At 66.4% G+C, this 24,197-nt stretch carries 21 protein-coding genes and 1 pseudogene; 10 read left to right on the top strand and 12 right to left on the bottom strand.

Features of this window, described 5'->3' with window-relative positions; all coding sequences use genetic code 11:
- Positions 1-6: 6 nt before the first annotated feature.
- The 9 genes and pseudogenes from V8U06_RS16790 to V8U06_RS16750 form a co-directional block, all read right to left on the bottom strand.
- Positions 7-795, bottom strand: coding sequence for an ABC transporter ATP-binding protein (locus V8U06_RS16790; RefSeq protein WP_427141618.1), 789 nt, complete (start codon positions 793-795; stop codon positions 7-9).
- The gene (locus V8U06_RS16785) at positions 792-1,745 is read right to left on the bottom strand and encodes an ABC transporter ATP-binding protein (protein WP_427141617.1); all 954 of its coding nucleotides are present in this window, start codon (positions 1,743-1,745) and stop codon (positions 792-794) included. The genes V8U06_RS16790 and V8U06_RS16785 overlap by 4 nt, the downstream gene beginning before the upstream one ends.
- Positions 1,732-2,571 carry an ABC transporter permease gene (locus V8U06_RS16780; protein ID WP_427141616.1) on the bottom strand — a complete coding sequence of 280 codons (840 nt, stop codon included), beginning with the start codon at positions 2,569-2,571 and terminating at the stop codon, positions 1,732-1,734. Before V8U06_RS16780 ends, V8U06_RS16785 begins: the two co-directional genes overlap by 14 nt.
- A complete protein-coding gene (locus V8U06_RS16775) occupies positions 2,568-3,590 on the bottom strand; it encodes an ABC transporter permease (protein WP_226922852.1) in 1,023 nt (340 codons plus the stop codon). Before V8U06_RS16775 ends, V8U06_RS16780 begins: the two co-directional genes overlap by 4 nt.
- Positions 3,591-3,606: 16 nt before the next feature.
- The gene (locus V8U06_RS16770; RefSeq protein ID WP_427141713.1) at positions 3,607-5,094 is read right to left on the bottom strand and encodes an ABC transporter substrate-binding protein; all 1,488 of its coding nucleotides are present in this window, start codon (positions 5,092-5,094) and stop codon (positions 3,607-3,609) included.
- Between the two features lie 15 nt (positions 5,095-5,109).
- Positions 5,110-5,172: pseudogene (locus tag V8U06_RS16765) on the bottom strand (twin-arginine translocation signal domain-containing protein); the annotation flags it as partial.
- A gap of 30 nt (positions 5,173-5,202) precedes the next feature.
- On the bottom strand, positions 5,203-6,324 hold the full coding sequence (locus tag V8U06_RS16760) for a DUF917 domain-containing protein (protein WP_427141615.1): 1,122 nt from the start codon (positions 6,322-6,324) through the stop codon (positions 5,203-5,205).
- Entirely contained in the window at positions 6,321-7,865 is a 1,545-nt protein-coding gene (locus tag V8U06_RS16755; protein ID WP_427141614.1) for a hydantoinase/oxoprolinase N-terminal domain-containing protein, read from the bottom strand. The genes V8U06_RS16760 and V8U06_RS16755 overlap by 4 nt, the downstream gene beginning before the upstream one ends.
- Before the next feature lie 3 nt (positions 7,866-7,868).
- Positions 7,869-8,372: an Lrp/AsnC family transcriptional regulator gene (locus V8U06_RS16750; RefSeq protein ID WP_427141613.1), complete on the bottom strand. Its 504-nt coding sequence runs from the start codon at positions 8,370-8,372 to the stop codon at positions 7,869-7,871.
- 192 nt (positions 8,373-8,564) lie between these two features.
- Between V8U06_RS16750 and V8U06_RS16745 the strand changes: the two genes are divergently transcribed.
- The 3 genes from V8U06_RS16745 (at position 8,565) to V8U06_RS16735 (ending at position 12,348) form a co-directional block, all read left to right on the top strand.
- Positions 8,565-10,355, top strand: coding sequence for a diguanylate cyclase (locus V8U06_RS16745; RefSeq protein WP_427141612.1), 1,791 nt, complete (start codon positions 8,565-8,567; stop codon positions 10,353-10,355).
- Positions 10,356-10,623: 268 nt separating this feature from the next.
- Entirely contained in the window at positions 10,624-11,643 is a 1,020-nt protein-coding gene (locus V8U06_RS16740; RefSeq protein WP_427141611.1) for a four-carbon acid sugar kinase family protein, read from the top strand.
- Positions 11,644-11,646: 3 nt separating this feature from the next.
- Positions 11,647-12,348, top strand: coding sequence for a FadR/GntR family transcriptional regulator (locus tag V8U06_RS16735; RefSeq protein WP_427141610.1), 702 nt, complete (start codon positions 11,647-11,649; stop codon positions 12,346-12,348).
- 144 nt (positions 12,349-12,492) lie between these two features.
- On the opposite strand, the gene V8U06_RS16730 is transcribed toward V8U06_RS16735, so the two are convergent.
- The 3 genes from V8U06_RS16730 to V8U06_RS16720 are packed head-to-tail and all read right to left on the bottom strand — an operon-like array spanning position 12,493 to position 15,762.
- On the bottom strand, positions 12,493-13,611 hold the full coding sequence (locus tag V8U06_RS16730; protein ID WP_427141609.1) for an iron-containing alcohol dehydrogenase: 1,119 nt from the start codon (positions 13,609-13,611) through the stop codon (positions 12,493-12,495).
- Positions 13,612-13,615: 4 nt separating this feature from the next.
- Complete coding sequence (gene pdxA / locus V8U06_RS16725) at positions 13,616-14,572, bottom strand: 4-hydroxythreonine-4-phosphate dehydrogenase PdxA (RefSeq protein ID WP_427141608.1); 957 nt, start codon at positions 14,570-14,572, stop codon at positions 13,616-13,618.
- Positions 14,569-15,762 carry a sialidase family protein gene (locus tag V8U06_RS16720; protein WP_427141607.1) on the bottom strand — a complete coding sequence of 398 codons (1,194 nt, stop codon included), beginning with the start codon at positions 15,760-15,762 and terminating at the stop codon, positions 14,569-14,571. Before V8U06_RS16720 ends, pdxA begins: the two co-directional genes overlap by 4 nt.
- 232 nt (positions 15,763-15,994) lie before the next feature.
- Between V8U06_RS16720 and V8U06_RS16715 the strand changes: the two genes are divergently transcribed.
- The 7 genes from V8U06_RS16715 (at position 15,995) to V8U06_RS16685 (ending at position 24,174) form a co-directional block, all read left to right on the top strand.
- Complete coding sequence (locus tag V8U06_RS16715) at positions 15,995-16,867, top strand: DMT family transporter (RefSeq protein ID WP_427141606.1); 873 nt, start codon at positions 15,995-15,997, stop codon at positions 16,865-16,867.
- 35 nt (positions 16,868-16,902) lie between these two features.
- Complete coding sequence (locus V8U06_RS16710) at positions 16,903-18,393, top strand: ABC transporter substrate-binding protein (RefSeq protein ID WP_427141712.1); 1,491 nt, start codon at positions 16,903-16,905, stop codon at positions 18,391-18,393.
- A gap of 88 nt (positions 18,394-18,481) precedes the next feature.
- Positions 18,482-19,396, top strand: coding sequence for an ABC transporter permease (locus V8U06_RS16705; RefSeq protein ID WP_427141605.1), 915 nt, complete (start codon positions 18,482-18,484; stop codon positions 19,394-19,396).
- Positions 19,365-20,330 carry an ABC transporter permease gene (locus V8U06_RS16700; RefSeq protein WP_427141604.1) on the top strand — a complete coding sequence of 322 codons (966 nt, stop codon included), beginning with the start codon at positions 19,365-19,367 and terminating at the stop codon, positions 20,328-20,330. The genes V8U06_RS16705 and V8U06_RS16700 overlap by 32 nt, the downstream gene beginning before the upstream one ends.
- Positions 20,323-21,942: an ABC transporter ATP-binding protein gene (locus V8U06_RS16695; protein ID WP_427141603.1), complete on the top strand. Its 1,620-nt coding sequence runs from the start codon at positions 20,323-20,325 to the stop codon at positions 21,940-21,942. Before V8U06_RS16700 ends, V8U06_RS16695 begins: the two co-directional genes overlap by 8 nt.
- 24 nt (positions 21,943-21,966) lie before the next feature.
- The gene (locus V8U06_RS16690; RefSeq protein WP_427141602.1) at positions 21,967-22,845 is read left to right on the top strand and encodes a dihydrodipicolinate synthase family protein; all 879 of its coding nucleotides are present in this window, start codon (positions 21,967-21,969) and stop codon (positions 22,843-22,845) included.
- A 372-nt stretch (positions 22,846-23,217) separates the two neighbouring features.
- A complete protein-coding gene (locus V8U06_RS16685; protein ID WP_226922835.1) occupies positions 23,218-24,174 on the top strand; it encodes a helix-turn-helix domain-containing protein in 957 nt (318 codons plus the stop codon).
- The last annotated feature ends 23 nt before the right edge of the window (positions 24,175-24,197 follow it).

The following is a 24,197-nucleotide window of genomic DNA, read 5'->3' as shown; positions in this document are numbered from 1 at the left end:
ATCCGATCACCCGGAAACGGCATTGCGACCGAAAGAGAGCAGTTCGCGCGTATAGGCTTCGGCGGGCGCGCGGATGACGTCCTCGGTCCTGCCGAACTCGATGACGTCGCCGCGACGCATGACGAGCAGGGTGTCGGAGATGTGCGCGACGACCTTCAGGTTATGGGTGACGAAGAGCATCGAGAGCCCGCGGCTCGCCTTGAGGTCGGAGAGAAGGTTGAGAATCTGCGCCTGCACGGAGACATCGAGCGCGGAGGTCGGTTCGTCCAGGATCAGGAGGCCGGGTTCCAGCGCCAGGGCGCGGGCGATCGCGACACGCTGCGCCTGGCCGCCCGAGAGTTCGCGGGCGCGCCGACCGAGGAAGTCGGCCGGCAGGCCGCAGTCGGAGAGAAGGGCCGCGATCTTCTCGCGCATGACGGCGCCTTTTCGCTGCCCCGCCGCCAGCATGGGTTCGGCAAGGATGTCCTCGATGGTCAGCCGTGGGCTCAGCGACAGGAACGGGTTTTGCGAGACGACGCCGATCTTCTGGCGCGCCAGGCGCAGCGTCTCGCCCTTCAGCGCCAGCCAGTCCTGTCCGTCAAGACGGATCGCACCGCTTTCGACCGGCAGGAGCCGGAGGATGGCGCGCAACAGGCTCGTCTTGCCGGAGCCGCTTTCCCCGACGATGCCAAGCGTCTCGCCCTTTCCGAGGCGGAAGCTTGCACCGTTGACGGCCGGTTTCGGGCGCGACGCGAAGAGGCCTGCGCGGTAGCGGATGACGAGCCTGTCGACGTCGAGGATCGGAGCCGGGGTCATGCCGCGTCCTCCGGCAGATGGCAGAGCCAGCGATGGGTTGCGCGATCGCGCTCCGGCGGCGTGGTCACCGAACAGACCGTCATCGCCTGCGGACAGCGCGGCGCGAAGGCGCAGCCGGTGATGGCCGAGCGCGGCGGCGGGATGGCGCCGTCGATAGCGGCAAGGCGCGCACCGTGCGGCGCAGCGTCGGGCAGGGCCGAAAGCAGGGCGCGGGTATAGGGGTGGCCGGGGCTTTGCAGCACCGCGCCGACCGGCCCCGTCTCGACGGACCGGCCGGCATAGAGCACGGTGGCCCGATCGCAGGCCTCCGCGATCACGTCCATGTCGTGGGTGATCATCAGCACGGTGAGGCCGCGGTCCCGGACCAGCCCGCGCAGGAGCGCCAGCACCTGCGCGCCGACGGAAACGTCGAGCGCCGTGGTGGGCTCGTCGGCAATGAGGAAGTCGGCGCCGGTGGCCAGCGCCTGTGCGATGACGACGCGCTGCTGCATGCCGCCCGACAGCTGGTGCGGATAGCTTTTGAGGACCTTGTCCGGGTCCGCAAGGCCGGTCGCGGCGAGCAGGGAAGCGGCCTCGGCGCGGCGGGCCTGCCGGGGCAGGTCGCGATGGGCGCGGATCACATCGTCGAGCTGGCGGGCGATGCAAAGCACAGGGTTGAGCGCCGCGGCCGGGTCCTGCGAGATGAGGCCGATCCGCCGGCCGCGCAGGCGGGCCGCATGGTCGCGCAGATCCTCGCCGTCGAAGTGGAAGCGATCGGCGTCTATGCGCGCCCCCTTCGGCACGAGGCCGAGGGTGGCCATGCCGGTCATGGTCTTGCCGCAACCGGATTCGCCGATCACCCCGTGGATTTCGCCGCGCTCGATCTCAAGGCTGACCGCGCGCACGGCATGGACGTCGCCGTCCGGCGTTGGAATGCTGACGGAGAGATTGCGAACGTCAAGCAGAGGCACGGGCAGAACCTCCCTTGCGGTCGCGCAGGGCATCGCCAAGCACGCTGAAGGCCAGCGCGACGATGAAGATGGTCATGCCGGGCATGGCCGAATACCACCAGCGCGCCGGGAAGAATTTTCGGCCGGCGTCGACCATCTGGCCCCAGTCGGCGGTCGGCGGCAGCACGCCGAGGCCGAGGAAGGAGAGGGCGGCGGCGGTCAGCAACGCCGGGCCGACGTCGAGCGCGGCCTGGACGGTCAGCGGCCGGCCCGTCGCCGGCAGGATGTGGCGGATAATGATGCGCGGATGCGAGACGCCGGCAAGGCGGGCGGCCTCCACATAGGGTTGGCCGCGCAGCACAAGCACCTCGGCGCGGGCGAGGCGGGCATACCAGGGCCACCAGGTCACGGCGACGGCGATGACGCTGTTGAGGAAACCCGGCCCGAGGGCAGCGGCCATCAACACGGCGAGCAGCAGGGCGGGGAAGGCGAGAAAGACATCCGTGCCGCGCATCAGCGCTTCGTCGATCCAGCCGCCGAAATAGCCGGCCGCCAGCCCGACCGGCAGGCCGATGAGCAGTGAGAAGGCGACGATCAGCACGCCGTTCGTCAGCGAGATGCGGGTGGCGTAGATGATGCGGCTGAGGATGTCGCGGCCGAGATGGTCCGTGCCGAGCCAGTAGTCGGCAGACGGCGGGGAAAGCTTGGCGACCACATTCGGCGCGCCGGCCCCCTGCGCCGGATAGGGCGCGATCCAGGGTGCGAAGATCGCGACGAGGACGAAGAGGATGACGACCGCGAGGGCGAGCGTGCCGGGCCAGCCGAGACGTTGCACGAGTTTCTTCATGACAGCGCCACCCGTGGATCGACCAGGGCCTGGGCGATGTCGATCAGGAGGTTCATCACGACATAGCAGATCGTCACCACCATGGTGACGGCGGCGATGACCGGGAAGTCCTTGGCAAGGATCGCTTCGGAGACATAGCGGCCGAGGCCCGGCCAGGCGAAGATGATCTCGACCAGCACCGCGCCGGTCAGCGCATAGGCGAAGGAAAGGCCGATCACCGTCAGTGCCGGCCCCATGGCGTTCGGCAGAGCGTGGCCGAAGAGGATGCGCGGCTCGGAAAGGCCAAGCGCGCGGGCGGCCACGACATGGCGGCGCTCGAGGATCTCGATCATGGCCGAGCGCGTCAGCCGCATGGCGACACCGGCCGGATAGGAGGCCAGCGTCAGCGCCGGCAGGATCAGATGGGCGAAGGCATCGCCGAAGGCGTCGAAACGGCCGGCGATGAGCGCGTCGATCATGTTGAAACCCGTCACCATCGGCAGCGGTGCGGAGATCGATATTTCGCGCGACAGGCGCCCGGACAGCGGCAGGACGCCGAGCCATTGCGCGAAGACGAGCTGCAGGATCATGGCGAGGAAGAAGGTCGGCATGGCGACGGCCGCGATGGACCCGAAGCTGCCGATCCTGTCCGGCCATCGGCCCTGCCGGGCCGCGGCGACGACGCCGAGCGGGATGCCGATCAGGAGCGCAAGGCCGGTGGAGAAGACGGCAAGTTCGAGGGTCGCCGGCAGGTAGGCCCGCAGATCCTCGGCGATGAGGCGCCGCGATTTATAGGAAATGCCGAAATCGCCGGAGGCCATGGCGACGGCGAAGGTCGCGAAACGGGCCGGAAGGGGCGCGTCGAGGTTCAGCTCCTGACGCGCCTTCTCGATCTGTTCGGCCGTGGGACGAGGGCCGGCATAGAGTGCGGCGGGGTCCGAGGGAACGACCTGCGCCACCACGAAGACCAGGAAGGTCACGCCCACCACCACGAAGGCGGAGAGCACCGTGCGGCGCAGGATATAGCGCAGAAGTTCCATCAGACCCCCGCGCGCCCTACCGGCTCAGCTCGTTGATGAAGGTGATGTGCCCGTAGGCCGGATTGTCGGCATAGCCCTTGATATCCGCACGGATGATGTGAACGTTGGGCTGGTCCAGCATGAAGACTGCCGCTGCATCCTCGATCACCTTGCGCTGCGCCTCGATGAACAGGGCCTCGGCGCGCGGCCGGTCGGTGCCGGAGAGCTTTGCCGCCTCGTCGATCCTGGCGTCCACCTCGGGGTTGGAATAGTAGCCGAGATTGAAGTTCGGCTTCTCCTCGCTGTGGAACAGGTTGAAGAGGTAGTCGTAGGGCGTGACGAAGGTCGGCCACCAGAACATGACGAAGATGTCCTGCGCGGCCTGCGGATCCGATTTGCCGAGTTGCCACTGGGCTTCCCAGGCCATCGGCTGCAGCGTCAGCGTGATGCCGAGGGTCTCCAGATTGGCTTTCCAGAGTTCGCCGGCAACCGCTTCGATGGCCTGGGATGCCGAATAGGTCATCGTCAGTTCGAGGCCCGGCTCGATGCCTTCCTCGGCGAGCAGCGCCTTGGCGGCCTCGAGGTCGGTCTTCGGGATCGGCGCCGCAGCGTCGTGGCCCCAGATGCCGGCGGGCACGACGCCCTTGGCGCGGGTGCCGAAGCCGCTCGTGCCGGCCGCGATCACGTCGTCATAGGGGAAGGCGAGCGACAGCGCCTGGCGCACCTTCACCTTGTCGAGCGGCGCGCGCTTGACATTGTAGAGGCCGAACAGCGTTTCGAAGGACGGGTTGACGACGACGTTGAGGTCGGGATTGGATTTCAGCGCCTCGAGATTCTCGTAGGGCAGGCTGTAGGTCCAGTCGGCCTGGCCGCTTTCGATCATGTTCTGGGCCAGCGTCGCGTCCTCGGTGATCTCGAAGGACACGGTCTTGAAGCCGTTTTCCGGCACCTTGCCCCAATAGCCGTCGACACGGTCGAGCACGGCGCGCTGGCCCGGCTCGTAACGGCTGATCTTGAACGGACCGGTGCCGCCGTCATTGCCGGCGTTGAACCAGGCGTTGTCCTTGTCGAGGACGGACGGTGCGTAGATCCAGGCGGCGAAGCCCGCCGAGGCGATGAGGTCGAGCGGCTGCGGCTCGGAGAGCTGGAAGACGACCTTCAACGGCTCGGGCGTTTCGATTGAAGTCACCGGACCCCAGATGAAGGACGCGCCGCCGCCGATCTTCCGGGTGCGTTCGATCGAACCCTTGACGGCTTCAGAGGTGAGCGGGCTGCCGTCGTGGAACGTCACGCCGTCGCGCAGGGTGAACGTCCAGGTCTTGCCATCGGCGCTGACCTCCCAGCCGGTCGCGAGCAGCGGTTCGATCTTCGCTTCCGCCGTGTCGGTGGCCGGAATGTAGCGGGCGAGGCCCTCATAGACGTTCGCGAGGACCGCGCCGTCGTTGGAGAACGAGGTGGCGGGGTCGAGGTCGGGGAAGCTCGTCGGGCAGGCGAGCGTGAAGATGCTGCCGGTGCCCTCTGCCATGGCGAAGTTCCAGCGGGTGCCCGCGGCGGCAAGGGCGGCGAGGGCTGTCGTCTTCAGAAAATTGCGGCGGTTCATTTCGTTCTCCCGTGGAGGTTGGGGTCCGGACGATTAGGCGTCTTCTCTGTAATGGGGCACCGGCGGCGCATCGGCGGATATGCCCACCGGCACAAAGTCAAAATCGTAACCGAAGGCGCGGGGGCCGACGGATTCGAGCGCGATCTCGCTGCGCAGCAGCACCGGCGCCGGCATGGAAAGCACGTCGATGCGCAGGCCGTAGCGCAGCTCCTCCGTGCCGATGGCGCGGCCGGTTTCCGAATCCACGATGCAGATCAGGTCCGGCACCATGGTGATGATGTCCTCGCCCTCGCGGGCGATCAGGTATTCGTTCTGGATCTCGATGGCGATCGTCCGGCCCGCGTCCGCGTCGAGCCCGGCGACGGTGAGCGTGCCGCGGTTGAAGCCGGCGGTGATGCGGCGGGCGATGTCGGTGACCTTGCCGCGCAGCAGGCGCACGCCGCCCGATTGCCTGAGGATCGCTTCCACCGGGTCCTCCTTGGCGGCGCGGGCGTTCAGCACGGCGTCGCCCAGGGTCCAGGCTTGGCTCGTCGTGTGCGGTACCCCGAAGCGACGCACGAACTCGCCGCTCATCGGCGCCGTCGTCATCAGCGCCGTGCAGCCCATCGCGATGGTGCTGGCGCGCAGCAGCTTTTCCAGCATCTTCGGCGTGGTCGCCTCGGTGACGATCAGCACGTTGCCGTCGGCATCGGCGAGCGCCGCCGGCTGCACCGGCTGGCCGTGGATGAAGAAGGTGGTCATCTGCACTTCGGGGAAGGCGCGGCCCATGCCGTCCGCATCCACCACCGGCAGATCGACCATGGCGGCCGTCAGCATGGGCGAAAGGCCGTTGCCGCCGCCGACCTCGTCGCCGAGCAGGGCGTCGACCTTGCGGCCCATATGATGTTCGAGCGCGTGGAGCAGTCGCACGCCCTCGGCGCCTTCGGCGATCTTTTCGATGCCGACCGTCGGCGCACCGATGCCGCCGATGCCGATGATCTGCGCGTCAGGCGACATGTCGGCGGGCCGCACCATGCGGATGCGCTTGCCCTCGCGCAACAACGCCTTGGCGCGCAGCGAGGCGTGATAGGTGCTGCCGCCGCCGCCGGTGCCCAGGATGCCGCAGCCGATGGCGATGCGGTCGATATCCGTTTCGGTGAGCGACCAGTACTTCATGCCCTGAGTTCTCCAATGACTTTCGCCGCGATGCGCACGGCATTGCCGGGCAGGTAGGCCAGCGGCGTCTCCTCGATCTCGGCGAGCGTCACCGTCTCGTGCGCCGCGCCGGCCTCGACGGCACGGGCCCGCGCTTCCGCAACGATGGAGTCCAGCGCGAGCTCCCGCGTCGTGCCTTCCAGCGAAACGACGCTGTCCACTTCCCCGGAAACCTGTGCGATGGCCGCGCCGATGGCGTTGGCAGAGCCGAAATGCTCCGGTTTCAGCGATACCGATGTGCCCTCCAGCAGCCCTTCCACAAGGACCGATCCGCCGCCGACGAGGATGGCCGGGATCGGCTCCGCGCTCGGCTTCATGCGGTCGAGGACCGTCTCGATGCTGGCTTTCATCTGCGCCAGCATCTGCCGGGCGAAGTCCGGTGCGATGTGGCCGAGACGGCTGCGGTCGCCGAGGTCGACGAGACCCGCCGCCACGGCGATGTCGGTCGCGGTCAGCGTGTCGCCGCCGAAACACAGCGCCTTTTCCGGCAGGCGGAATCCGACGGAATCCGGGCCGACCGTCGCGGGCGGGCCGGAGCGCACGATGCTGCCGCCGCCAAGGCCGAAGGAATAGACATCCGGCACGCGGAAATTGGTCGGCACGCCGCCGATCATCGCGCCCTCGCTGCGGGTGCGCGGGAAGCCGGCGACCAGCATGCCGATATCGGTGGTGGTGCCGCCGATGTCGATCACGGCGGCGTCCGAGAGGCCGGTGAGGAAGGCCGCGCCGCGCATGGAATTGGTCGGGCCGGAGGCGATGGTGAAGACCGGATAGCGCTCGGCGAAGTCCGCGGCCATCAGCGTGCCGTCGTTCTGGGTGAGGTAGAGCGGGCAAGCGAGGCCGAGCGCGGCAAAGGCCGCGCGGAAGGCGTCGACCGTCTCGTGTCCGAGCTTGTGCAGGCTCGCATTGAGGATCGTGGCGTTTTCGCGCGGCAGGAGGCCGGTTCGCCCGACACGGTGCGACAGGCTGATCGCGGCGTCGGGCATTTCCTCGGCGACGATGTCGGCCGCCTCGTTTTCCATGCGCGGGTCGACCAGGGCGAAGACCGAGCAGATCGCGACCGCCGAAATGCCCTTGGCACGCCATTCTCGGCAGGCGGCGCGGACGGCGTGGCTATCGAGCGGGGCGATTTCGGAGCCATCGTAGTTCACGCCGCCACCCACCATGGCCGCGCCGCCCTCGACGATGGAACGCAGCGTATCGGGCCAGTCGATCATTGGCGGCAGCGAGCGCGTCGCCGCGCCGCAAAGCCGCAGGACGCCGACCTTTTCAAGATGGCGGCCTTCGACGACCGCATTGAGGAAATGCGTCGTGCCGATCATCACGGCATCGACGGAGGCCGCATCGATGCCGGCTTCGGCCAGAACCGTGCGGATCGCGGCGCCGACGCCCGAGGTCACGTCCGCCGTGGTCGAGGACTTCACCGTTGCCAGAACCTCGGTGCCGCGCAGCAGCGCCGCGTCCGTATTGGTCCCGCCCACATCCACCCCAATGCGCAGCATGGGTTATCCTTTCTTCTTGCCGCCGAGATCCGTGCCGCGGCTGATCGCGGTCGTCCTCGTGCCGAATACCTTGTAGAGCCGCAGGACGACCGAGGTCGTCACGCGCTTGACGCCGGGCAGCTTGCCCAGTTCCTGATCGATGAATTCGAGAAGCGCCGCATGATCGGCGACGAAGAGCGAGGCGCTGAGATTGGCCGCCCCACTGGTCGCGGCGAGGTAGCCGATCTCGTCATATTCGGCGAGCTGGATGGCGACGTCCTCGAGCTTGCCTGCTTCCACCTCGATGAGAAGTTCGACCTGCACATCGCGCCCGAGCGCCACGGGATCGGGGATGGCGCCGATGACGATCATCTTCGCCTGCAGCAGGGCGGCGATGCGATTGCGGATGGTGCGTTCGGACACGCTGCCGATCCGGCCGGCGATCTCGGCTGCCGAGAGGCGCCCGTCCTCGGAAAGGTAGCGGATGATCTCGCGGTCCAGATCGTCGACGACGTAGCGCTGTGTCATGGGGCGGTTCCATTTCGGCCAACTGCGGGAAGTAAATTTCCGAAACGGAATTATGTCAAGAATATTTCAGCCGTAGCGTGCCAATCGTGCCGAAAATTTCCGGATTAAGGGCGAATTGATGCGAGATGTTGCCGAATCGGCAAAAGGCCTCTCCTTAATCCTCGCTCAAGCAGAAGGTGGCATTGTCAGGGGATGAGAATTACCACCATCACCAATTGGGCCTATGGCATCACGGTCGTCCTGACGGCACTTTCCGGCGCGTCGTTCATCCTGTCGTCCCGGAGCGCGCTCGAGGAGCGTGCCGCGGTCGAGGAGCATCTCGCGCTCGATACGTTGGCCGAGGAGCTGGCGCTGGGCGCCGAGGTCCGAAGCGACGAGGCGCGCCTTTACGTGATGCGCGGCGAGGAGCGCCACCTCCAGGCGTTTCATGCGGACGAGGAAACGGAGCGGCGCCGGGAAGAGGTCGCCGCCAAGCTCATTGCCCGCGGGCTGGAGCCGGTGGAAGCGGCCGTGCTGACGGATATCGTCAAGGATGTGGAGGGCCTGGACAAGATCGAGGCGGAAGCGATCGAAACCTATCGGCGCGGCGACAAGGCGGGCGCGCAGGCGGCGCTGTTCGGCCCCGAACACGAGCGGCTCCAGAGCGCGCTTCTCACGACGATCGCCCATTTCCGCGACCTGACGGCAACACGCACACAATCCAATCTCGAAAGGGCCCGTGCGCGCAGCGACTGGTGGAGCCTTGCCGCCAAGGTCATGCTTGCGGTTACCGGAGCCCTGTTCGTCGCCGTATTGTATTTCGTCCTGCGGCGGCGCGTGGCGATGCCGCTGCGGCGGATGACGGGAATTGTCAGCCGGCTGGCCAGACAGGACTATACCGTCGAGGTGCCGCTGGATCGGCGGGCGGACGAGATCGGCGAAATGAACGAGGCGATCGAGATCTTCCGTACCAATCTCATCGAACGCGAGAAGCTCGATGCGGATCGCAGGGCCGACCAGCATACCAAGGACCTCATCCTGCAGATGATGCACCGGGTCCAGGCCTGCCAGAACCAGGCCGAGTTGACCGATGTGATCGTCCGCTTCTCGCCGGAGATCTTTCCCGGCCTTGCCGGCGGCCTCTATATCCTGAACGAGAGCAATACCACGCTGGCGCGGGCCGGGGCATGGCTCGAGCCGCGGCACTCGGCGGCGGCGTTCCCGGCCACCGAATGCTGGGGCTTGCGGCGCGGCCGCGCCCATCGCAGCAGCGACGACGGCGTGGACGTGCCCTGCCAGCATCTCGATCCGCCCGGTGTCGGCGCGCTCTGTGTTCCCCTGACCGCGCAGGGCGACATGATCGGGCTTCTCTATCTGGAGGAACGGCAGGAGGACGCGCTGGGACCTGCGGGGCCGCGGCTCTATCTCGAACTGATTGCAGAGAATGTCGGCCTTGCCATCGCCAACCTGCAACTGCGGGAAAAGCTGACGGCCCTTGCCGCTCGCGATCCGCTGACGGGGCTTTTCAATCGCCGCTCCCTGGATGAGGCGCTGCGCAGACATGTCGGGGAACGGAGCGGGGAACCGCTTGCCTGCCTGATGATCGACATCGACCATTTCAAGCGCTTCAACGACCAGTTCGGCCATGACGCCGGAGACCTCGTGATGCAGTTCGTCGGGCAGACGCTGCGCGACACCTGCGCGACGGCGGGCGACGCCTTCCGTTTCGGTGGCGAGGAATTCACCGCCCTGTTGCCGTCCTTCGGCGAGCAACAGGCAATCGAGCTGGCGGAAACGCTGCGGCAGAAGATCAGCGGCGCGGCGCTCTCCCATGCGGGGCAGATCCTCGGCATGGTATCCGTTTCGGTGGGCGTTTCGGCCTCGCCCGCGGATGGGTCGGTGGAAACCCTTCTCGCCCGCGCGGATGCCGCCCTGCTCGCCGCCAAGGCGGAAGGTCGCAACAGGACGGTCGCTGCAAGCCAGATCAAGCGACCGGCGCGGTAGCGCCCCGCAACACCTGGCGGCGTATCGGCCCGCGGACCATCGTCCGCGAGCGCGGCAGCCGGACATGTGCACCGGGCCGGCCAGCCAACGATATCCCGTGAACCCGATCAGCCCGAATATCATCATCGCGTACCCAGATCGACCTGGGGTGGGAACTGCCCAAGCTACAGCCACGAACTATGCGGAGTTTGTCCAAACTTTGAATTTTATACTGGTATTTCAATCGATAATACCGCTATAAAGATAACAACTAATTCGAGGTGGCGGCATGTTGGTGCTCATAGCGGACGATCTGACGGGAACGCTCGACGCTGCCGCTCCCTTCGCCAGCCGTGGTTTCCATGTCGAGGTGGCGCTGTCGATCGAGGTCATCGCGCAAGCGGTTTCGGAGAAACCGGATGTGCTGGCGGTGAATCTCGCGTCCCGCGAAATCGACGCGGATGCGGCGCGTCGGCGGACGGTCGCCGCGCTTGCTGCCCTTCCACCGGCAGCACGATTGTTCAAAAAGGTCGATTCACGGCTCAAGGGGCACATCGCAACGGAGCTCGATGCGATGCGCTATCGTTCCGCGCTGGTCGCACCGGCTATTCCGGATTTCGGCCGGGTGGTTCTGGACGGTCATGTCCAGGGTTTCGGGGTTGACGTGCCGATCTCGGTCGCTGAACGGCTGGGCACGCACGCCGCGCGCGCAGTGGTGCCGGATACGCCGACCCAGAGCGCAATGGATGCGGTCCTCGATATCCCGGGTATCGACCTTCTCATCGGCGCGCGGGGCCTTGCCGATGCGCTCGCCGCGCGCATGAGCGACGGGAGGGCGCCCGGCCTCGCGGCAATCCCGCCGGGACGCGGCCTGTTCGTGATCGGTTCGCGCGATCCGATCACGCTTGCCCAGATTGACGCGTTGCGTGCCGCCGGCGACCCGCGCTACCTGCCCGCGCCGAACGGCGTGCTTTCCGATGCGCAGCCCGACGAGAGTCCGCTCACGCTGGTCCAGGCGGTGCCTGGCGCGGCGGAGGCAAGTGGGCACATGGTTTCACAGGCGCTTGCCGAAAGCGTCTGCCCGACCTTGACCGAGGGCGCATCGATCCTGCTTCTTTCCGGCGGGGCAACGGCCGAAGCCGTTCTGGCAAGGATGGGAATCGAGCGCTTCCGCCTCATGGGCGAGTGCCTGCCGGGGCTGGGCTTGGCGCATGCGCAAGGACATTGCATCATCGCGAAATCGGGCGGATTCGGTGGGCCGGACACGCTGACGCAGATCGCGGACAGGATCCTCCGGAAGACGGGATGACAGATGGGACTGGAGAACGGAACAGCACGCAAGAGCCTCGGCGATCTCGTCTTCGAGCGCATGCACCGGGCCATCAAGTCGGGCGCTTACCAGCCGGATGAGCGCCTGCCGACGGAGCATGACCTGGCGATCGAATTCGAGGTGTCCCGGCCGATCGTGCGCGAGGCGCTGCGCCGGTTGCGCGAGCAGGGCTTCATCTATTCGCGGCGCGGCGCCGGCAGCTTCGTGCGCGCCGTCGGCATGCGCGAACCGCTCGGCTTCGGCCAACTCGAAAATGTCGCCGATCTTCTCAACTGCTACGAGTTCCGCCTGACCGTCGAGCCGGCCGCGGCGGCCGCGGCGGCCGAGCGGCATGACGCGGCGACGCTCGCCGCCATCCGCCAGGCACTGGAACTGATGCGGGACGCCACCAACCGGCAGTCCCACCGCGAGGATGCGGACTTCCAGTTCCATCTCGCCATCGCCCGCGCCGCGCAGAACAGCTATTTCTTCACCGCCATGGAAGCGCTGAAGGACCACATCGCCGTCGGCATGAAATTCCATGGTGCCTCGGTCAAGCGCGAGGCTGCCGGCCTGACGCGCGTCTTCGCCGAGCATGAAGCGATCGCCGACGCCATCGTCGCCCGCGACGGGTTGAAGGCGCGCCAGCTCATGCTCGAGCACCTCACCGGTTCGCGGGACCGCCTGTTCCAGGCCACCAGGTAGCTCGAACGGAATACCCCTGTAGTGCCGGGGTTTTGCGCATTCTCCGGCGCCGAAGCGATGCCGCTTCGGTGAGGCGTGTTCTAAATTCTTTTGTTTTCGTTTGTCTTTTCGGGAAAACCGGTTCCCACTTTTCCCTGACAAACTCTAGAAGGCCGCCTTGTAGATGCCGAGCACCTCTTCGACGCTCATGTCGATGGGGTTGTTGTCCATCAGCCGCCGGTTGGCATGGGCTTCGCTGGCGTAGAGCGGCAGGTCGTCGGCTTTCGCGCCATGGGCGGCCAGCGACATTTCGATGCCGAGCTCCCGGCAGAAACCACAGGCGGTGTCCAGCAGCGCGCCGGCGGAGAGGTTCTCGCCAAGGCCCAGTGCCGCGGCCACTTCCGCGGTCTTGTCCGATGCTACCTTCTGGTTGAAAGCGAGGACATGCGGAAAGATGACGGCATTCGCCAGTCCGTGCGGCAGGCGCAGCCTGGTGCCGAGCGGATAGGCGATGGCATGTCCCGCCGCCGTGTTCACAGGCCCAAGGCAGATGCCGCCATAATAGGAGGCGAGCATCAGGCCCTCGCGCGCCTCGGTGTCGGTGCCATCCTTCACGGCGCGGGCGAGATACTTGCCGACCAGCCGGAAGCCCATGCGGGCAAAACCGTCGATCATCGGATGGGCGCGGCGGTTGGTGAAGGCTTCCACGCAATGCGCCATGGCATCGACCCCCGTCGCGGCGGTTACGGCCGGCGGTACGGAATAGGTGAGTTCGGGATCGAGCACGGCAAAATCGGCGATCATGTGCGGGCTTTCGACCGCGATCTTGCTGCCCTTTTCCGGATCGGTGATCAGCGAGCGGATGCCCGCCTCCGAGCCGGTGCCGGCGGTGGTCGCCACCTGGACGAGCCGCGTTCGCCGGGCGGCGACGCGGTTCGGGCCGGCGACATCGGCAAGCGTCTGTTCGCTGTCCCACAGCACGGCGACGAGCTTGGCGACGTCGAGCACCGAGCCGCCGCCGAGGCCGACGATGAGGTCGGGTCTGGTCTGGCGCGCTGCGCCGAGGGCTGCCTCGAGCGTTGCGATGTCGGGTTCGCCGGGGATGGCGTCGAAGGTGGCGACGCGCCCGGACAGTTTCAGCCGGTCGGCAAAGCCGACGGTGACCGGCGTCGCGATGACGAGGACGGACTTGGCGTCCGCCGCCCAGGCGCCGACCTCTGCGATCGTGCCTGCGCCGACGGCAAGACGGCGCGGCTGGTGAAGGGTGATGGGAGCGATCGTCATGGCGTCATCCTCGCTTTGCGCCGCCGGCCACCAGCTTGCGGGCATAGGCGATGGCGGAATTCATGTTGCCGTGATTGGCGATGCCCTTGCCTGCAATATCGAAGGCGGTGCCATGGTCGACGGAGGTGCGGTCGATCGGGAGATCCACCGAGACGTTCACGGCGGTATCGAAGGCGACGAGCTTGATCGGGATATGGCCTTGGTCATGGTACTGCGCCACGACCAGGTCGAATGCGCCGGAATAGGCGCGGTGGAACACGGTGTCGGCCGAGATCGGGCCGTGCGCGTCGATACCTTCGGCGCGCGCGGCGGCGACGGCCGGCGCGATCTGATCGTCGTCCTCGGTGCCGAACAGGCCGTTCTCGCCGCAATGCGGATTGATGCCGGCAATCGCGATCTTCGGCGCGGCATAGCCGATGCGCTTGAGATGGGCGTCGCCCGCGCGGATGGTCGCCAGCACGCGCTCGGTCGTTGCGCGGCGGATCGCCTCCTGCAGGGAGACGTGGGTGGAGACGTGGATGACCTTCAGCCGGTCCGAGGCGAGCAGCATATAGGCCGCCTTGGCGCCCGTAAGGCTGCGCAGCATCCCGGTATGGCCGTCATAGTGGTGGCCGGCAAGGTTCAGGGCCTCCTTGTTGATCGGCGCGGTGACGATGCAGCCGATCGTGCCGGCCTGCGCGTCCTGCACCGCCTTTTCGATGAAGCGGAAGGCCGCATCGCCGGCGACCGGGCTGAGCTGCCCCCAGGGCAGAGGAGCGCCTTCGACGGGAAGATCGACGACATGGGGCGTGAGGTCGATATCGATGCCGAGCGCCGCCCGCGCCGCTTCGAGCGTCGCGAGATTGCCGTAGATGCGGGTCGCGTCGCGTTCCTCCGGCGACATGCCGGCCAGCGCCCGAACCGAGATCTCCGGGCCGACCCCGCACGGATCTCCCATGGTTATGCCGATGATACTGCTCATGAAATTCTCCGTGCGTCGGCGCCGTCCCAGCCGGGGGAGAGGCAGACATATTTGATGGCGCGGCGGTGATAGGTGTAGGCGAGGTGCAGGGTGCCGTCCGGTCCCTCCAGCAGCCAGGGATAGGACATTTCCTTGTTGCGGCCGTCGGTCGAGTCGTTGGAAAGGCAGGTGCCCGGCCCGTCCTCGACCAGCAGCCGGATGGGGAAGGTCCGGCCGCCGTCCTCGGAAAGGCAGAGCGCGACCGGCGCACGCGGAACGCCCCAGACGGGCACGCAGCCGCCGGCCGGGTCCGCGTCGGGCCGGCTGTCGTCCTCGCCCAGTTCGTCATAGAGCGAGGCGCGCCGCTCCGCCGACTGGGCGGCGCTGACGGGGTTGCAGATCATCGCGACCCGTCCGTCCCGAAGCCGGACGGCGGCGATGGAGGAATTGTTGTTCGGCACGTCGCTGGCCGCCGGTATCGACCAGGAGCGGCCACCGTCGCGGCTTTCCGTGCGGTAGACCCAGTCGGCCTGACGCCGGCGGAAGAAGGCGGCGAGGTGGCCCTCGCCAAGCGGGACGGGCGACATGTGCACGCAGCCGATCGACTGATCGAGATCGTCCAGCCGCCATGTCGCGCCCTGGTCGAGCGAGACGCCGACGGCGGCCGTGTCGTGGCTGCCGTTCCATTTCTGGCCCGGGCGCTGGATGCAGCGGAAGATCGGCAGCAGCCAGGCCCCGTCGTCGCGCAGCGTCACCGGTGCGCGGACGAAGCAGCCGCGCGGCAGGTCGAGATAGCGGCCTTCGGCGGCGGTCAGCGTCAGGGGATCGGCCCCGCGCCGGATTTCGGCCATGCGGATGCGGCATTCGTCCTGGTTGCCGGAGGGCTGCGAGGTGTGGAAGAGCCAGAGCCGGCTATCCGGCGCGGTGAAGAGCACCGGGTTCTGCTCCGAATGGGCGGGGTCGAAGCTCAGGCGCTGCGGCGGCCCCCATTGCGCCGCGCCTTGTGGCAGGACGGAGGCGAAGATCGAGATGTCGGACTTGCCCTCCAGCGTGCCGCCGAACCAGGCACAGGCGAGCGCACCGTCGGAAAGCAGGTGCAGGAAAGCGGCATGGTTCTGGATCATCGGCGAGGACAGCAGGGCTTCCATGCGGCCGGGCGCGACGGTCGTGAGCAGGCCATTCATGGTGCTGGCTATTTCTTCTGGATTCATTGGCTCCTCCTGCAGGCCTTCGAAAATCGCAAAATTTCCAAAGTTGTCAAGTTTAAGAATGTTACTTGATTTGGTAATCGAGACGGATATGAAGATTAACATATTGTTTTTATGGCATTTATAATCTCGAAATTAAAACGTATGATTTTACATTGCGAAAGAAATTGACAAACTTGTCGGAAAAGGAGATTGTCTGGGCCAGCCGGCGAGAGGATGCTGGGAGGAGGGTTTCATGCCGGTATTCGGCGGGCAGGAGCGGGCCAGGGCGGCCGTCATCTTTGCGGTGGGCGCTGCGATCCTTGCGGCGACCGACGCGGTGATCGTTCGCGCCCTCGATGGCGCCGTTCATCCCTTCGTCATCGGCTTCTTCCGCGCCTTCTTCGGCGCGCTCGTTCTCCTGCCCTGGATCGTGCTGCGCCCCGGTGTGCTGCGCTCGACGCATCCGCTGCGCCAGCATGCGGTGCGCGCTGGCTTCAAGCTGCTGGCCATGGTTGCCTTCTTCGCCGCCTTCAGCGCCGGTCCGCTCGCCGACGTGACGGCCATTGCCTTTACGTCACCGATCTTCCTGGTGCTGGGCGCGGCGCTGACCCTCGGCGAGCGGCCGGGGCCGGCCATGATCGTCGCGGTCGTGGTCGGTTTCGTCGGTGCGCTGTTCGTCATCGGGCCGTCCGGCACCGGCTTCAGCTTCGCCATTGTGCTCGCGCTTGCCGGCGCGGTGCTTCAGTCGGCCATCCAGTTGATCCTGAAATCCATGTCGAAGGGCGACGGGACCGCGACGCTGGTCATCTGGAACCTGCTTCTGACCGTGCCGATCGCGCTGCTCTTCGCCGTCCCCTTCTGGACGATGCCCGGCTCGAAGGAGATGGGGCTTCTGGCGCTGCAAGGCGTCGTCGGCGCCGCCTGCATGGGCATGATGACCCATGCCTTCTCGCTCGCCCCCGCCACCATCGTCGCCCCCGTCGATTTCCTGCGCCTGCCGCTGGTGGCGCTCGGCGGGTTCGCACTGTTCGGTGAAAACATCGCCCTCACTACGCTTTGCGGCGGCGGGCTCATCTGTTGCGCGGCGCTGATCGCCGCGCGATCCGGAAAACCGACATCTGCCTGAACGAAATTCACTAGGGAGGAAATGCCGTGAAGAGAATGTTTGTCCTGGGTGCCCTCATGCTGGGCTCCGCCTTGTCGCCCGCTTTCGCCGGGTCGGGCCCCATCAAGATCGTCCTGCCCGAGGAGGCCGATCTCCTGGAGCCCTGCATGGCGACGCGCTCGAATATCGGCCGCGTCATCATGCAGAATGTCAGCGAGACGCTGACCGAGCTCGACGTGCGCGGCGACAAGGGCGTCATGCCGCGCCTTGCCGAAAAGTGGGAGCAGAACGCCGGCGGAAGCTGGCGCTTCCACCTGCGCCAGGGCGTCAAGTTCTCCGATGGCACGGGCTTCGATGCGAAGGACGTCAAGCACAGCTTCGACCGCATCATGAGCGACAAGAACGCCTGTGAATCGCGCCGCTATTTCGGCGGCATGACGGTAACGCCCGAGATCGTCGACGACTACACGATCGATTTCAAGGCCGATCCGGCCCAGCCGATCCTGCCGCTGCTGATGTCGCTCGTCACCATCGTACCCGAGGAAACGCCGCTCGAATTCGTGCGTGAGCCGGTCGGTACCGGCCCCTACAAGCTGACCAACTGGACGCCCGGCCAGCAGATCGTGCTGACGAGCCGGGACGACTACTGGGGCGAGAAGCCGGAAGTGACGGAGGCGACCTATCTCTTCCGCGCCGATCCGTCCGTTCGCGCCGCGATGGTGCAGACCGGCGAAGCCGATCTCTCGCCGTCCATCTCGCAGCTCGACGCCACCAACCCGGCGACCGACTTCTCCTATCTCGACAGCGAGACGGTGTACCTGCGCATCGATCACAATATCGAGCCGCTGAACGACGTGCGGGTGCGCCGCGCGCTGAACCTTGCGATCGATCGCCAAGCCTTTATCGGCACGCTGGTTCCCGAGGGCGCGCTGCTGGCGACGGCCATCGTGCCGCCGCCGACGCTCGGCTGGAACCCCGACGTCAAGGTCTTCCCCTTCGACCCCGAAGGCGCGAAGAAGCTGCTGGAAGAAGCCAAGGCCGCCGGCGTCAAGGTCGACACGCCGATCACCATCATCGCCCGTTCGGCCAACTTCCCGAACGTCACCGAGATCATGGAAGCCATCCAGGCGCAGCTTCAGGATGTCGGCTTCAAGGTCGAACTGAAATTCGTCGAGGTCGCCGAGCACGAGCAGTACTATTCCAAGCCCTTCAAGGAAGGCCGCGGCCCGCAGATCGTCGCCGCCATGCATGACAACGCGAAGGGCGATCCGTCGTTCTCGATGTTCTTCAAATATGCGACCGAGGGCACGCAGTCCGGCTTCTCCGACCCGAAGGTCGACGACCTGATCAAGCGCGCTTCGGCCGCCGTGGGCGAGGAACGCGCCAAGCTGTGGAAGGAAGTGATCGCCTATGTGCATGACGAGGTCGTCGCCGACGTCCTCCTGTTCCACATGGTCGGCTTCTCCCGCGTTTCCGAACGCCTCGATTTCAAGCCGACCATGGCGACGAACGGCACGCTCCAGCTGTCGGAAATCAAGATCAAGTAAGCCGGTGCTGGCGAACGCCGCGTTTGCCAGCCACAACAGCAATCAAGGCGGCGGGATGATCCCGCCGCCGGATTCCCCCGAGGGCGCCATGCTGAAATTCGTTCGAAAACGCGCTGTGGCCAGTCTGATCTCGCTTGTCGGCCTGATCGTCATGGTCTTCTTCCTCTCGCGGTTGACGGGCGACCCGGCCGCCTTGTTCCTTCCGGTCGAGGCCTCCGCGGAAATGAAGCAGCAGTTCCGTGAACTGCACGGTCTGAACGACCCGCTGCTCACGCAGTTCGTCCGCTATGTCGGCGACGTCGCGACCGGCGATTTCGGCGAATCCCTGCGCAAGGCGCGCCCGGCGCTGGATGTCGTGCTGGAAGCCTTCGTCTGGACCCTCTGGCTTGCCCTCATCACCATGACGCTCGTCACCGGCGCGGCCATCGTCGTCGGCTCGCTCGCCGCCTTCCGCGCCGGCGGCTTCTTCGACCGCCTGTCCTCCGTCATTTCGCTGGTCGGCGCCTCCGTTCCCGATTTCTGGCTGGCGGTCGTGGCGATCGTCGTCTTCTCGGTGAACCTCGCCTGGTTGCCGACGTCGGGCACCGGCTCGATCCTGCACTGGATCCTGCCGATCTCGGTTCTCTTCATCCGCCCCTTCGGCATCATCGTGCAGGTCGTGCGCGGCTCGATGATCGGCGCGCTCTCGTCGGCCTATGTGAAGACGGCGCGTGCCAAGGGCGTCAGGTCGGGCCCGATCATCTTCGTCCATGCCCTGCGCAATGCGATGCTGCCCGTCATCACCGTCATCGGCGACCAGGCGGCGAGCCTTCTCAACGGCGCGGTCATCGTCGAGACCATCTTCGGCTTTCCGGGCGTTGGCAAGCTGATGATCGATTCCATCCTGCAACGCGACTTCAACGTCGTTCTCGCCGCGATCCTCGTCACGGCGCTGGCGATCTTCCTCATGAATCTCCTGATCGACCTTGCCTATGCGCTGCTCGATCCGCGCATCCGGCATTGAGGAGGCGGCCGTGACCCTTCAGACCTCCGACACCGTCATTGTCGAAGAGCCGAGCTTCGCCAGGCGCATGCTCCGCATGCTGCTGGCCGACAGGTTCGCGCTCTGCGCGGCAATCTTCCTCATCGTCGTCCTGATCCTCGCCATTGTCGGCCCGGCATGGCTCGGCGATCTCGCGACGAAGCAGAATCTGCGCGGCCGCAATGCCGCGCCCTTCGATTGGCAGCGCGGCTGGGTGTGGTGGATGGGCGCCGACGCGCTCGGCCGGCCGCTGCTGGCCCGCATCATCGTCGCCACGCAGAACACGCTGATGGTCGCCGCCGGCGCCGTCGCGCTGTCCGCCGTCATCGGCACGCTGCTCGGGCTTGTCGCGGGCTTCTCCTCGCCGCGCGTCAACCAGGTCATCATGCGGCTCGCGGACGTCATCATGTCCTTCCCCTCGCTGCTGATCGCCGTGATCGTGCTCTACATCCTGGGTTCCTCGATCCTCAACCTGATGCTGGTGCTCGCGATCACCCGCATTCCGGTCTATCTGCGCACCACGCGGGCGGAGGTGCTGGAAATCCGCGAGCGCATGTTCGTGCAGGCCGCCCGCGTGATGGGCGCATCGAGCAAGCGCATCCTCTTCCGCCACATCCTGCCCGTCGTGCTGCCGACGCTGACGACGCTGGCGACGCTCGATTTCGCCTATGTCATGCTGGCCGAAAGCGCGCTCTCCTTCCTCGGCATCGGCATCCAGCCGCCGGAAATCACCTGGGGCCTGATGATCTCGCAGGGCCGACAATATCTCACCAATGCCTGGTGGCTGTCCTTCTGGCCGGGGCTTGCGATCATCCTGACCACCATGTCGCTCAACCTGCTCTCGAACTGGCTGCGCATCGCGCTCGATCCGGTGCAGCGCTGGCGCCTCGAAATGAAGGGCCGCAAGAATGGCTGACCATCTTTTGGAAGTGCGCAACCTCTCGGTCGAGTTCCATACCGCCGCCGGCGTCGTGAAGGCCGTGCGCGACATCTCCTATCACCTCGACCGCGGCGAGACGCTGGCGATCCTCGGGGAGAGCGGATCGGGCAAGTCGGTCTCTTCCTCCGCCATCATGAACCTCATCGACATGCCGCCGGGCCGCATCAGTTCGGGCGAAATCCTGCTCGACGGCGTCGATCTCCTGACGATGCCGGCGCATGGGCGGCGGGAGGTGAACGGCCGGCGCATCGCCATGATCTTCCAGGATCCGCTGAGCCATCTCAATCCGGTCTATACCGTCGGCTGGCAGATCCGCGAGGCGCTCACCACGCACGGAACGGATGCCGCCAAGGCGCAGGCCGAGGCGTTGCGCCTCCTCGGCCGCGTCGGCATTCCCGATCCCGAGCGCTCGCTCGGCAAGTATCCGCACGAATTTTCCGGCGGCCAGCGCCAGCGTGTGATGATCGCTATGGCGCTGGCGCTGCGCCCGGATCTCCTGATCGCCGACGAGCCGACGACGGCGCTCGACGTGACCGTCCAGGCGGAGGTGCTCGCCCTTCTGGAGGAGTTGCAGCAAGAGACCGGCATGGCCGTGCTGATCATCACCCACGATCTCGGCGTCGTCGCCGAAATCGCCGACCGTGTCGTGGTGATGGAGAAGGGTGTGCTGGTGGAAGCCGGCACGGTGCGCGAGGTCTACAAGAACCCCCAGCATCCCTATACCAGGAAGCTGATCGGCGCGGCGCCCGGCAAGGGCGAGATGCATGCGCCGGTCGCCCGCGCCGAGCCGGTCCTGTCGGTGCGCGACGTGCGCAAGCGCTACGGTTCCTTCGACGCGCTGAAGGGTGTTTCCTTCGATCTCATGCCCGGCGAGACCATGGCCGTCGTCGGCGAGAGCGGCTCGGGCAAGTCGACGCTCGCCCGCATCCTGATCCGGCTCGACGAGCCGGACGGCGGCACGGCGCACTGGAAGGGCCGCGATCTGTTCACCCTGTCGCCGGCCGAACTCTACAAGCTGCGCCGCGACCTGCAGATGGTGTTCCAGGACCCGACACAGTCGCTCAACCCGCGCATGACGGTCTACCAGCTCATCTCCGAGGCCTGGGTCATCCACCCGGATATCCTGCCCAAGGCCAGATGGCGCGAGCGCGTCGGCGAATTGCTGGTGCAGGTGGGGCTCGGCCCGGAACATATGGGCCGCTATCCGCACCAGTTCTCCGGCGGCCAGCGTCAGCGCATCGCCATTGCCCGGGCGCTCGCACTGGAACCGCAGCTCATCATCTGTGACGAGGCCGTCTCGGCGCTCGACGTTTCGGTCCAGGCGCAGGTCATCGCGCTGCTCGACAAGCTGCGCAAGGAGATGGGCATCGCCTTCATCTTCATCGCGCATGATCTGCCCGTCGTGCGCGACTTCGCCGACCATGTGATGGTCATGCAGAAGGGGAACGTCGTGGAGCTCGGCACGGTGCGTCAGGTCTTCGAGACGCCGCGGGAGGACTACACCCGCGCCCTGCTCTCCGCCGGCCTCGATCCCGATCCCGACGTCCAGGCCGCCCATCGCGCCGCCCGTCTTCAACGCGTCTCCTGAGCGCGCCAGAACAAAGGAATACCCATGAGCAAACAAGCCTTCGTCGCCCTCGTCACCTGCTTCAACGCGGACGAGACCATCAACTACGCGGCGACGCGCGCGCAGGTCCGCCGTCAGGTCGAGGCCGGCAACAACATCATGTGCGCCGGCACCAACGGCGATTTCAGCGCGCTGACCTTCGAGGAAAAGGTGCGGCTGACGGAAGAGGTCGTCGACGAGGTGGGCGGCCGCTCGCGGGTGATCGTCAATGCCGGCATGCCCGCGACCTTCGAGACGATCAAGCTGGCGCGCGAATTCGACCGCATCGGCGTCGACGGCATCGCCGTCATCACGCCCTTCTTCATCGCCTGCACGCAGGATGGCCTGATCCGCCATTTCTCGACGGTCGCCGATACCGTGAAGACGCCGGTCTATCTCTACGATATTCCGGCCCGCACGCAGAACCACATCGAGCCCGAAACCGCCCGCACGCTCGCCGGTCACGGCAACATCGCCGGCATCAAGGATTCAGGGGGCGCGAAGGAGACACTGGAGGCCTATCTCGCCGTCGCCAGGGACATCGATGGCTTCGAGGTCTATTCCGGCCCCGACCACCTGGTGCTCTGGGCGCTGCAGAACGGCGCCGCGGGATGCATTTCCGGCCTCGGCAATGCCATGCCGCAGGTTCTGGCGGGGATTTTGAAGGCGGTGAATGCGGGTGACTTCGCAGAAGCGGAAAGGCAGCAGGCCATCTTTGCCGCCTTCCGCACGGACCTTTACGCCCTCGGCTTTGCCCCCGCCATGGTCAAGCGCGCCCTCTTCCTGCAGGATTCGTCCGTTGGGGCGAGCCGCCAGCCGGCGCTGTTGCCGAACGACGAACAGGACGCCCGGATCGCGGAAATCCTGCGTCGTTACGATCTCTAGAGCATTTCCAGCCGAAGCGGGGTCGTTTCGGCGTCGGATAATGCGGTAAAACAAAAAGCAACGGCGTTTGTCGCACCGCCGGGCGTCGCCCGTGCGGTGCCGATCCATGCGTGCGACTTTGAAGTCTCCGCGCCGCGCCGCCTGCATTCCTACGTCCGTCTTTCTCCCTGATACCTTCGATCAATGGACTTTCGCTGTCGGATCGGCTTAGTCTGGCGAAACGAGCGCTTGCCCGATCGGACGGGACCTCAATGCTGCTCCCGTCGGGAGCTCCTCGTTTTTCCCTGTCGGACTGGTTGCCGGCAGCAGAGCGTCGAGCGCTCCACATCTCGTCCGGTCTTTTGGCCTGGCGGACGTTCAGGAGGAAAGCGGATGTCGATGCGGTTTCACGCGGACCATGTGCATACCGTTGCGGCCGATGCTTCGGCGGCGGCGAGTTCCCCTGTCGCGGCCTCATGGCGCCGCTGCCTCACCCTTCATGGTCTTTCTCCTGAGGAGGACCGGACGCCGGGCCGGTTGACGGAGGCTGAATTTCGGCAGGCCCGGGCGCGCGCCAGCGTCCTGATCGAGGAGGCGGGCGGCGAAATCGACCGGCTCTTCGCCCTGGTCGGCAAGGGCGGCTGCTGCCTGCTTCTGACGGATGAGAGGGGCATCGCGCTGGAGCGGCGAGGGGCGGTGGGCGACGACCGGGATTTCCGCGGCGTCGGCCTCTGGTCCGGCACGGTCTGGAGCGAGGCGAGCGTCGGCACCAATGGCATCGGTACGGCGCTCGCGGACGAGCGGTCCGTCGTCATTCTGCGCGACCAGCATTTCCTGTCGCAGAATACCCGCCTTTCCTGCACGACGGCGCCGATCCGCGACCATACGGGCCGCATTGCCGCAGCGCTCGACATTTCCACATGCCGTGACGATGCCAACGAGATGACCATGTCGATCCTCTCGCAGGCGGTGCGCGATGCCGCGGCCCGCGTGGAGGCGGGGCTTTTCCGTCGCGCCTTCTCCGCGGCCCGGATCCTGCTCGTGCCGGGCGGAAACCGGACCATGCCGGCCTTGCTGGCCGTCGACCGTGACGACCTCGTGCTCGGGGCGACCCGTGCCGCTCGGCAGGCGCTCGACCTCGATGACCGGCGTATCGCCGGGGGTATCGCGGCTTCCGATCTGCTGCAGGAGGATCGGGCGGACGGGCGCCGGGACCTGGACGAGGCGGAGCGGGCGGCGCTGCGGCGTGTCCTGACCCGTGCCAGCGGCAATGTCAGCCGCGCGGCGGATCTGCTCGGTGTCAGCCGTGCGACGCTGTACCGGAAGATGAAGAAGCTCTCGATCAACTGATGTTGCGACGCAGCATGCCTGCA

Origin of the sequence: Shinella sp. G-2 (genome assembly GCF_050172695.1) — a bacterium.
In the GTDB taxonomy this organism is placed as follows: Bacteria; Pseudomonadota; Alphaproteobacteria; order Rhizobiales; family Rhizobiaceae; genus Shinella.
Note: the sequence above shows the minus strand (reverse complement) of the source record. Positions and strands in the feature narration are given on the sequence as shown.